Here is an 11,000-nt window from a genome sequence, read left to right on the forward strand (position 1 = left end):
GTGGCATTCGCCATGCGAGAGTAGGACACTGCCAGGCACCCAATACAAGAAACCCCGCTCACTCGAGCGGGGTTTTTTATTGCCTGAAATTCAGCCCTCACTGGAGGGCAAGCGGGCACTATGGTGATGTTCGTCGTTCACGTTCACTTGTTGCCCGTACCGGAAAAGTTGCGCCTGCTCTGGTCACATTGAACCCACATGTTGGCTCTCTTTGTTTTCATCATTTTTAGCGTAATAACCCAGTCGGAGCCGTTCTGTCTAAACCCGCCGCCCGCGCTGCGATTGGGGTTGTATCTGCATCATAACTCGGTAGAGTAAGGGGCATTCCGGGTTTGCCCGTGCCATGGTCTCGGTTTCTTTTTCTGGTATGGGACTCTCCGCCTGTTTTCATTCACCTTCACTCAGTGGTACCGATATGGAACAAGTAAACAAGTCAACCTTCAACGATGTGCTGGAATATGTGCGTATGTCCCGTCGTCAGAACAAGCTCAAGCGTGAAATCGCGGACAACGAGAAAAAGATCCGTGACAACCAGAAACGGGTACTGTTGCTCGACAACCTGAGTGACTATATCAAGCCCGGTATGAGCATTGACGAGGTTCAGGCCATCATTGCCAACATGCGGACCGATTATGAAGAGCGCGTAGATGACCATATCATCAAAAATGCCGAGCTTTCCAAGGAGCGCAAGGAGCTGAGTACCAAGCTGAAGAGCATGAGCACCAGCAAATAATCCCGCCCCGCTCTCGTCAACACCGGCCTCTGGCCGGTGTTTCATTTTCATGCCGCAGCTCGGATCTCTTGCCGCGTTGCAACAATCGGCTCCCATTTTCACAATCGCCCTGTTAACATCGCTGCAAAGCGGTCAATAGATTTCAAGCCCTTGACTTGAAACGACTAAGCTTGATTGAAAGACAATAAATTGCGCAACCATGGTGGGGTTGATATGGGCGCATCAAAACAGACGGATTCAAATAAAGTGGCATCTCAGGATTCATCCGTACCTAATGCGGACGGGCTACAACAGCGTAAACGCCGCCCCTGGTGGCGCTGGTTGTTCTGTTTTATCTTCTTGCTTTGCCTGGCTGCCGCGATCGCCCTGGTGGGTTATGAAATGAAGACCTCCCGACTGCAGTCACAGGAGATCTCCCGCTATGCGGCCACCCTGACCTATCAGATCGAGCCCGGCCCCAGCAAGCAAATTGCCTTCCCCGACGACGGCCCGTTCGACAAGCGACTCGGTTATGTGCTGATGCCCATGATCCAGGAACGTCTCGTTCAGCGTGGCTACCAGGTGAGCGAACAGGTCCGTTTTTCCGATGCGCTCTACAACTACGCCAGCCACGGTTTCTTCGTGCCTTATACCGAGAAGGTCCAGGCAGGATTGACACTCTATGACTGCCGTGCCGAGCCTTTCTACCAGTACAAGTATCCGACTCATTACTATCCGGATTTCAATGCCATACCGCCCCTGGTCATCCAGTCTCTGCTGTTTATCGAGAACCGTGAACTCCTGAGCAACAAGGAACCGCTGGCCAACCCGGCCGTAGACTGGCCGCGCTTTGCCAAGGCGGCGCTGTCTCAGGTGGGCAAGGCGCTGGATATGCAGGATCAATCTGCTGGCGGCAGTACCCTGGCGACCCAGGTGGAGAAGTATCGTCATTCTCCCGATGGACTGACCGTTTCGCCGACCGAGAAGATCCGCCAGATGGTCTCGGCCAGCGTTCGTGCCTATCGGCTGGGGCCCGAGACCCTGGAGGCCCGCAAGCTGGTTGCCTGGGCCTACCTCAACTCGGTCCCGCTCTCTGCGGCGCCTGGTTATGGCGAGGTGCACGGTCTCGGTGATGGCCTCTGGGTCTGGTTTGGCGCCAATGTCGATGAGGTGAATCGACTGCTGGATCCCGCTCGCAACCAGGATTCTACCCTGGCCGAGCAGGGCCTTGCCTTGCGCCAGGTTGTCTCCCTGATGATCGCCCACCGCCGTCCTTCCTATTACCTGGCGCAGGGTAGAGAAGCACTGTCTACCCTGACAGACAGCTATCTGCGACTCTTCGTGCAGGAGGGAATGATCACGCCCCCCCTGATGGAGTCGGCTCTCAAGGCCAAGCTGGTCTTCCGCGATTTCCTGCAGGCACCTGCCATCACTCGAGTCAACAACAACAAGGGGCTGCAGGTGGCTCGCACTCGTCTCAGTCGTCAGCTCGGGGTGCAGCTTTATGATCTGGACCGCATGGATCTGACGGCCAACACCACCCTCAATATGCCGCTGCAAAACGAGGTGTCACGGTATCTGCAGCAACTGGCAGACCCTGCATTCGCAGCCCAGGTGGGCCTGTTTGGTGAGCGCCTGCTCTCGCCGGAGAAGACGGGTGATGTGAAGTACAGCTTTACCCTGTTCGAGAAGACGCCGGAAGGTGTCAAGGTGAGGGTGCAGACCGACAACACGGACCAGCCGTTCGATATCAACGAGGGCAGTAAGCTTGAACTGGGATCCACCGCCAAGTTACGGGTGCTGACCACCTATCTCGAGATTGTCACCGAGTTGCATGACAGCTACGGCAACATGCCGGTGGAGAGCCTGCGAAAGATCGAAGTGTCCGATCAGGACAACATCAGCCGCTGGGCCATCGCCTATCTGATGAGTGCCAAGGACAGAAGCCTGCCGGTGATGCTGGAGGTCGCACTGGGCCGCAAGTATTCCGCAAGTCCCTATGAAGGCTTCTTTACCGGCGGTGGCATGCACACCTTCAACAACTTCCGCAAGGAAGACAACGGTCGCATCCCGCCCATTCGCGATGCGCTGCGGGAATCCATCAACCTGCCCTTCGTGCGCTTGATGCGGGACATCGTCCGCTACAGCCTCTACAAGGAGGGAAATCGTGCCCAGTTGTTGAAAGATGACAGGGATCCTCGCCGTACCGAGTACCTGGCCAAGTTTGCTGACAAAGAGGGCCAGACCTATCTGCTGAGGTTCTGGCGCAAATATCGTGGCAAGAGTGCAGAAGAGCAGCTCGATACCTTCCTCGATGGTCTCAAACCCAGCGCGGTGCGTCTCGCCGCCGTGCATCGCTATCTGATGCCGGAAGCCTCCCAGGCCGACTTTGCCGCTTTCCTGGCCAAGCGCCTGCCGCGGGAGAAATTGACCGAGAAGCGCATAGAGCAGCTCTATACCAATTACGGCCCTGGCAAATATTCTCTGCCGGATCAAGGTTATATCGCACGGGTGCATCCACTTGAGCTGTGGTTACTTGCTTATCTCAAGGAGTTTGACAAGGCCACCTTTACCGATGCGGTAACCGCCAGCCGTGACGAGCGTCAGGAGGTCTACAGCTGGCTGTTCAAGACCCGTCATCGCAGTGCCCGGGATAGCCGGATCCGCACCATGCTGGAGGTTGAGGCCTTCCTCGACATCCATCAGCGCTGGGCTCGCCTGGGCTACCCGTTCGATCACCTGGTTCCGTCCCTGGCGGCCGCACTGGGCAGCTCGGGCGATCGTCCTGCTGCGTTGGCCGAGCTGATGGGGATCATCCAGAACGGCGGCATTCGTGCGCCGACCCTGCGCATCGAGCACCTCTCCTTTGCCAAGGGGACCCCCTTCGCCACCGTCTTTGAGCCGGCGAACACCCAGGGGGAACGGGTGATGCCTGCCGAGGTGGCCAACACCTTGCGCAATGCACTCTCCAAGGTGGTGGAAGGGGGGACGGCGCGGCGCATCGCCGGGGCCTTCGCCTTGCAGGATGGTACTGTCCTGGCCCTGGGGGGCAAGACGGGGACCGGGGACAACCGGATCGAGACGGTCGGTCGCTACGGCAATGTGACCAGTTCACTGGCTCGCAACCGGACTGCGACTTTCGTCTTCTACATCGGGGATGATCACTTCGGCACGCTGACGGCCTATGTACCTGGCAGCCAGTCCGACAAGTTCCGCTTCACGTCGGCGCTGCCTGTACAGGTGCTCAAGGGGATGGCCCCCCTGCTGGTCCCCTATCTGCAACCTGCTACTCATACCCAGTGCATGGCGGGCAGCTGAGCGGATAGCGTATGAAAAAACGGGGCCATTTCGGCCCCGTTTGATTGTGTACTGCACGCCGCCCTGAGGCGGACGTGAGTCATCACTTACAACAGATCTTCAATTTCACCGCGCAGGTACTGGTACATCTCGCGATAGGCTACCGGCGGCTTGTTCAGCTCCCGCTCCTTGTTGGCGGTGCGGATCAGCTGACGCAGCTTCTGGCGATCCAGCTCGTGGAACTGGGACATCAGCTCGTTGAGGGCGCTGTCGCCTTCGGTGATCAGCCGCTCGCGCCACTGTTCGAGGCGATGCAGGCGGGCGTTCACGGTGGAGTGACGCATCTTGATAATGGAGAGGGCCTCTTCGATGGGGGCGACATCGCGGCTACGCATCAGACGGCCGATGAACTGGAGATGGCGACGGAAGGACTCATCCTTCTTCGGCTTGAGCTTGCGACCCAGCTCGACCGCTTCGGCGAGCTCTTCATCCAGGGGGATCTTCTCCAGCTCGCTGTGACTCAGGGAGACGATCTCTTCCCCCATCTTCTGCAAGGCTTCGGCATCACGCTTGAGCTGGCTCTTGCTGGGGCCCCAGTCTTCCCACTCGTTGTCGTCTTGATATTGACTCATCGGTCTCTGTATTCCTGTCATTCACGTTTGGCGGATATGTTACCAGCTTCTCCCGCTGGGCGCAGGGGTCTGATATGCTTAGCCCCTTTCCTTCCCTTCATACAGATGTGAGTTATGGACCAGCAAGCTCTTTATCTTGCACTCCAAGACCTGCATAAACTCTACATTTCAGTAGGTTACGTGTGACCGACTCTATGTTTGATGGTATGTTTTGTAGAGGGTAAGAGCAATGAAACACCTAGTCAAGAAAGCAAATCGCTACTACATCCACTGGAACATCCCCAAAGACGTCAGGCACCTGTTTGACGGTCTTGCTATCTACAGCCGAAGCCTGAAAACCGACAACCTCGGACAGGCGATCATGCGCAGAGACCAGCTCCTTACCGAACTTGAAGGCATCGTCAGGAAGGCTCGGGTTAACCCTGAGCGACAGCAGTTCCTTGCACTCGTCAAAGAGATTCGCAAGGCTGCCGGAGAGCCCCCGATAGAACAAGACGAAGAGAACATCGAAGAGGCATGGAGCACAGAGCTTCAAGTAGCCATCGAGAAAGGCGACACGGTACGCGCTGACGCCATCAGGGCGGCTATGGGATGGGAAGACGCGGAAGGGATAGAGGCGAAGTACGGGATCACCCTCATGGAGGCCGCCAAGCTCTACACAGAGACAACCGAAGAGTCCCTAGACCCATCGACACTTAGCCGGTTGAACCTTGCCCCTGTGTCGTTCGCCTCGTTCCTCAAGCTCAAGGACATTCACCTTGCCGACATAGACAAGCGGGACGTCATCGCGTGGGTCTTGGAGTGTGCCAAGGACAAAGCCCCGCGCACGGTCAAGGCGTATGCCACTTGTCTGTCCAAGGTGTGGGACTGGGCCTATCGAAGCAAGGAAGTCAGCGGAGAGAACCCCTTCAAGGACTTGGACATTCGTCTTACCTCTTCAGGCACCAAACGGACAGCCTTCACGGTTGAACAAGTCGCCGCACTTCTGGAAGACGCTGGACCAGCTATGTACTCCTTGATGAAGTTTGCCTTGGTGACTGGGTGTCGTCTCGGGGAACTCGTCACGATCACAGCGGAAGACTTCCACGAAACGGACGGGGTACATTACTTCACAATCAAAGATGGTAAGACAGCGAACGCAGCGCGTAATGTCCCGCTTCCTGTCTCTTTGTGGGAAGAGTTGAAGGCGGTCGTAGAGTCGGAGCTTTGGACGCGCACAGAGACACGCACAAGGCCGTCCAGCGCACAGTATTGGTCTGTCATGTTCCAGAAGCACAAAGACGCAGTATTAGGGGAACAGTGCAGCGCCGTATTCCACAGCTTCCGTAAGATGGCCGCCACGGGATACCAGCGGGCACAGGTCTTTGAGGGCATCGCTGCGGGGATTTTGGGTCACAGTCGCAAGGGCCTTACGTTGTCCTACGGGCTTTACGCTACAGGCTTTGAACTCCAGCAGCAGCTCGAAGCAGTCGAGAAGATGTTAGCCGGAGAGTACATGCAGAGCTTCTTGAACTTGTTCAATAAGTAATTAGAAAACAAGCCCCAAGTCATCCATTGCAACTGGCGGGTCAGCTTGAGGCTTTTTTTGTTTGGGACTATTCGAACTCGTTTTCCACAATCTTGGGCAGAATGTAGACGTCTTTGAGCATGTGTTCCACGACTTCCATTGCTACAGATAGCTGGTGAGGGGTGTGAGGTTTTACCTCGTGGGCAGCCTTATTGCCGAGGGTCCTGACCTTGTGAAGAATCCCCGCGCCAGTTGGCGTTAAAATACGATTTTCCATTAGGTCATTGATCTTCTGGGACAGATCTTTCCCCTTCGCCGCCTTCTCTTTACAAACGGTCTCAACTATAGCGCGTAGACCGATGCCAGCAAGGACAGGAGAATCATTGTTCAAGGCTTTGTTTGTCTCGACATAAACATGCCGTAAATCTGCTGGGAGATAAGCAGTCTGAGTTCCCAAATCCTTACGCCCTTCAAGGCGCGAGGGATAGAGCATCTCGTAAATGGTGCGTTCAAACTGATTATCCCCAATAGGCTCGTAGTCATCGGAGTTCGAGGACTCACGGCGAAAGGATAGGGTACTGCAACCTTTACAGCGAATGATTTGATGGGAGTCATCCCAATCTATTCCAATCTCTTCGACATACCCAGACTGATCTACTGAACATACAACCTCATGTTTCGTCATACCAGAGCACCTTATACAAGCAACCGTCCGCTCTCTTCCTTCTGACGAATTCAATACTTCGGATGTCATACATCTCCCAATTGGCTTTTAACCATGTCTCATCTAGAGCAACAATACCCATCGGACACATCTGAAACAAGCCATAGATCGGGCAGTTCAACAAACAATCAACTCAAACAAAAGCCCCCTCGGTGAATCTCAGGTCTGACGGACGCAAGTGCGTCTATCTAATCCTGAAATCCGCCAAGGGGGCTTTATCGTTTAGTTGGTTTTGGGATCACAAAGAGCTGGAGTCTGACTCGTAGTTCATAAAGATGGTTTCCAGTATCGAATCATCGCACGCAAAGAGATCCATGAATACAGTAAGAGGCGCATTCCCAAATCCAAGATCTAAGAGTTCGTGAACAGCCTCTTCCGCAGAGATGGTCCCTACGCGAACACGCGCTACCAAATTAGCGACAATTACTAGAGTAGATACGCAAGGGTCATCAGTTGGAAAAGGGGGGTTACTCATTACAGACTCCAGAGCTTTTGGGGGAGCTTTACCGTACCAGCAACTATCCCGATTGGAAATCATTGATGGACTCCCAGTGACGACACGCTCAGACGGTCAAATACCCCCCATTCTGTGAGGTCTCTACGTTGAGCATGGCGGCGACCTTGTGATAATCCAGCCCTACCTTCAGGCCCATTGTGATTGTCTCCATGCAAGCGATCAGAGCGTTCATACAGGGGGCGTTGGATACCTGCTTGATGTACTCCTTGGCTGACCCATTCTTGCCTGTAAGGACAGAGGGGGCATACCCAGTGGCAGCCTTACAGGCCAGCCGGTAGAAATTGCCGTAGGCTTTCCCGCACATGTCGATCCCCTTGGCCTTGATTGCATCGTTCATGGCCCTGCGGGTGGCGTCGTGCTTCTCAAACAGTTCAGGGGACACCGCTACAGACTCAGCGATAGCGGCGGCCTGCATGGTGTTGCCTTCAGTCAGCGCAATGAAAGCCTTACGGACAGCACGGCGGAATTCGTTGGAGCAATAGGAAGCATACTCAATAGCAGCCTCTTTGCAGCCCCAAGTCCCGCCATTACGGCCTTCTTTAGAAACTACGTGAATTTCACGTAGTTTAATCAGCTCTGTGACTTCAGGTGCCCGCTTCCAGTTATCGAGCTGGCCACCAGTACCACCTTCAGCCAGCCATGCTTTCTCAATGTCGGTCAGCGAGTACAGGCCCTCGGCGTTCTTTTGGATCGGATAGGTGTTACCGTTGAAAGTGATCTTCATAAATGGGTTCCTTATGTTGTGCCTCTCCTGCCGTCCTCTCTCCGGTAGGCAAACTGGAGCCGCAGAGGCACGACATAAAGGCATTGATGTTTGAATGAAAGTGACCAAAGGGCGGTCAGAGATCTTGCTTAGGTCAGTGAAAAGGAGGGGGGAGTGCTAGTGGGTCAGGTGTCAGAAAGCAACAAGAGTAGAAGGAGACCGATCTGTCACAATTCAAGGGCTGTTGATAGGTCCTAAACCTTGATAAAAAAAGCGCCAGATTGCTCCAGCGCTTTCATCTATCTATCCGTCAGCTTATTTCGCCAAGATGACACCCATTTGAGCCGCCGCTTTGCGCAGTATCTCTTCTTGTCGTTCTATTTTGGCCTTTGCTTGCATATTCCGGCCGATCATGAACACCAATTCCGATTCAACGTGAACACCATTTCCGGACCAATGTGAACGCTCATTCCGGTTCAACCTGAACACTTCGCCCCTCCTTTCCGGAAACAGTGTTCAACATCCCGGAATCACTGTTCACATTCACCGGAATCATCCTTAACGCATTGATTTAAAAACCTTTGATACGCTCTCCCTTTTGCCAGGGAAGAGCCTATGTCTGCCAAGAGGATTGCAATGCGTAAAATTCGTGAAGTGCTGCGACTGCGGCTGGAAGCTGACCTCTCTGTTCGCCAAATCAGTATCTGTACCAAGGTCAGTGTCGGCTCCATCCAGAAACTCCTCAAAAGTGCCCAGGCGCTCGGCCTTACCTGGCCCTTACCTACCGAGCTTGATGATGGCCGACTGGCTGCCCTGTTCTATCCGCAGGCCGATACCACCATCTCGGCCCGCCATGTTGTGCCGGATTGGCCCTCTGTCCATCAGGAGCTCAAGCGCAAGGGGGTCTCCAAACAGCTGCTCTGGGAGGAGTACACCCAGCGCTATCCCAATAGCTGTTACAGCTACTCCCAGTTCTGTGACCGTTACAAGTCCTGGTGTCAGTTGCAAAAGCGCTCCATGCGCCAGATCCACAAGGCGGGGGAAAAGCTCTTTATCGACTACTGCGGGCCCACGGTGCCCATCGCCTCGCCCTCCACGGGTGAGGTCCGTCAGGCACAAGTCTTTGTCGCCGTGCTCGGTGCGTCCAACTACACCTTTGCCGAGGCCACCTGGTCCCAGTCACTGCCGGACTGGCTGCAAAGCCATGTCCGTGCCTTTGAGTTTTTCGGCGGGACACCGGTACTGCTGATCCCCGACAACCTCAAGAGCGGTGTCAGCAAGGCTTGCCGATACGATCCCGAGCTCAACCCCAGCTACCAGCAGTTGGCCGAGCACTATCAGGTGGCGGTGATGCCAGCTCGCCCTTACAAGCCTAAGGACAAAGCCAAGGCCGAGGTGGGTGTGCAGATCGTCGAGCGCTGGATCCTGGCTCGCCTACGCCATCAGACCTTCTTCTCGCTTGCCGAGCTAAACCAGTGCATCCGGGCTTTGTTGAATGAGCTCAACGAGCGCCCGTTCAAGCAGCTGCCCGGTAACCGACGCGAGGCGTTTGAGCAGTTGGACCGCCCGGCACTGGGGTCACTACCGGTGCATCCCTATCGCTATGTCGCCATCAAAACGGTCAAGGTCAACATCGACTATCACGTCAGCTATGAGCAGCACCATTACTCGGTGCCGCACCAGTATGTGGGTCAGCAACTGGAGCTCCATGCGGGCGATACCCTGCTTCAGGTCTATCACCAGCAACAGCTGGTCGCGAGCCATCCGCGTAAAACCATCCCGGGGATGAGCACACTCCCTGAGCACATGCCGGAACGTCACAGCAAGCAGCAACGCTGGACGCCAGGGCGTCTTAAGCAGTGGGCTGCCGACATCGGACCGGGCACCTTGTGCTGGGTTAGCGAACGGCTGGCAGAGAAAGCCCATGCCGAGCAGGCATACCGACTCTGCCTGGGACTGCTGAGTCTTAGCCGGGAGTATCCGCCATCACGAGTCGAAGCCTGTTGCCAGCTGGCCAACCGGGAAGGACTGGTGCGGCTCAAGCAGCTCAAGTCGGTGCTGACCAGTGGCCGCGACCAACTGTCCGCAAGTCCGCTCAGTTATCCAGAACTGCCGCAAGAGCACGAGAACATCCGCGGCCCCCAGAGCTTCCACTAAAGAGGATACGTCCCATGACCCAACAAACGCTGACCCGCTTGAGACACCTGAAACTGACCGGCATGGCGGATGCCGTGCAACAACAACTGGAACAGGCAAGTACCTACGAAGGGCTGCCCTTCATCGAGCGGCTAAGCCTGCTGGTCGAACACGAACAACTGAGCCGGGAGCAGCGTAAACAAGCTCGGCTGGTCAAGCAGGCGAGGCTCAAACTCCAGGCCACGGTGCAAGAGGTGGACTACCAGTCTGCACGCAACCTGGAGCGGTCACAGGTGGCAAACCTGGCCCAAGGAGAGTGGCTGCGCCGGGGCCAGAACCTGCTCATTACCGGCCCCTGTGGCTGCGGAAAAACCTACCTAGCCTGTGCGCTGGGCTACCAAGCCTGTCAGCAGGGGCACAGCACTCGTTACTACCGGCTGCCGCGTCTGCTACTTGAGCTGAGCCAGGCCAAGGTAGATGGCAGTTACGCCAGACTGCTGGGTCAACTGGCAAGGATAGAGCTGCTGATCCTGGATGACTGGGGACTGGAAGCGGTGAATGCCGAGCAGCGCAACGCCCTGCTGGAGATCATGGATGATCGGTACGGGAAATACTCGACGGTCGTGGTCAGTCAGCTGCCAACGGAAGAGTGGTACGCGAGCTTGGGGGACAACACTCTGGCAGATGCGATCCTGGACCGGCTGATGCACAACGCTCACCGGCTGTCACTGAAGGGAGAATCGATGAGAAAGAGGAGAAGTGAGTTGACCCA

The 11,000-nt window shown here is 55.7% G+C and carries 8 protein-coding genes; 5 read left to right on the top strand and 3 right to left on the bottom strand.

What is annotated here, in order from left to right; all coding sequences use genetic code 11:
- Positions 1-415: 415 nt before the first annotated feature.
- Both tmaR and AB5Y50_RS05720 read left to right on the top strand, forming a co-directional pair.
- Positions 416-733, top strand: coding sequence for a PTS system regulator TmaR (gene tmaR / locus AB5Y50_RS05715; RefSeq protein WP_010672687.1), 318 nt, complete (start codon positions 416-418; stop codon positions 731-733).
- 213 nt (positions 734-946) lie between these two features.
- Complete coding sequence (locus tag AB5Y50_RS05720; RefSeq protein ID WP_368162445.1) at positions 947-4,030, top strand: transglycosylase domain-containing protein; 3,084 nt, start codon at positions 947-949, stop codon at positions 4,028-4,030.
- 86 nt (positions 4,031-4,116) lie between these two features.
- Here the strand turns inward: AB5Y50_RS05720 and yjgA are convergent, their stop codons facing one another.
- Complete coding sequence (yjgA, locus tag AB5Y50_RS05725; protein ID WP_010672689.1) at positions 4,117-4,641, bottom strand: ribosome biogenesis factor YjgA; 525 nt, start codon at positions 4,639-4,641, stop codon at positions 4,117-4,119.
- 229 nt (positions 4,642-4,870) lie between these two features.
- On the opposite strand from yjgA, the gene AB5Y50_RS05730 reads away from it, so the two are divergent.
- Positions 4,871-6,169: a tyrosine-type recombinase/integrase gene (locus tag AB5Y50_RS05730; RefSeq protein ID WP_335864831.1), complete on the top strand. Its 1,299-nt coding sequence runs from the start codon at positions 4,871-4,873 to the stop codon at positions 6,167-6,169.
- A gap of 67 nt (positions 6,170-6,236) precedes the next feature.
- Here AB5Y50_RS05730 and AB5Y50_RS05735 read toward each other — a convergent pair whose 3' ends face one another.
- On the bottom strand, positions 6,237-6,833 hold the full coding sequence (locus AB5Y50_RS05735) for a DUF4145 domain-containing protein (RefSeq protein ID WP_335864830.1): 597 nt from the start codon (positions 6,831-6,833) through the stop codon (positions 6,237-6,239).
- Positions 6,834-7,435: 602 nt separating this feature from the next.
- Complete coding sequence (locus AB5Y50_RS05740) at positions 7,436-8,113, bottom strand: KilA-N domain-containing protein (RefSeq protein ID WP_368162446.1); 678 nt, start codon at positions 8,111-8,113, stop codon at positions 7,436-7,438.
- 594 nt (positions 8,114-8,707) lie between these two features.
- Here AB5Y50_RS05740 and istA point away from each other — a divergent pair.
- Together istA and istB are read left to right on the top strand one after the other, a co-directional pair.
- On the top strand, positions 8,708-10,249 hold the full coding sequence (istA, locus tag AB5Y50_RS05745; RefSeq protein ID WP_010673729.1) for an IS21-like element ISAs29 family transposase: 1,542 nt from the start codon (positions 8,708-8,710) through the stop codon (positions 10,247-10,249).
- 14 nt (positions 10,250-10,263) lie between these two features.
- Positions 10,264-11,000 (top strand): IS21-like element ISAs29 family helper ATPase IstB (gene istB, locus AB5Y50_RS05750; protein ID WP_223917677.1); only part of this gene is annotated, 737 nt, incomplete at its 3' end.

The sequence above is a fragment of the Aeromonas sp. s6 genome, assembly GCF_040907815.1.
GTDB classification, from domain to species: domain Bacteria; phylum Pseudomonadota; class Gammaproteobacteria; order Enterobacterales; family Aeromonadaceae; genus Aeromonas; species Aeromonas caviae.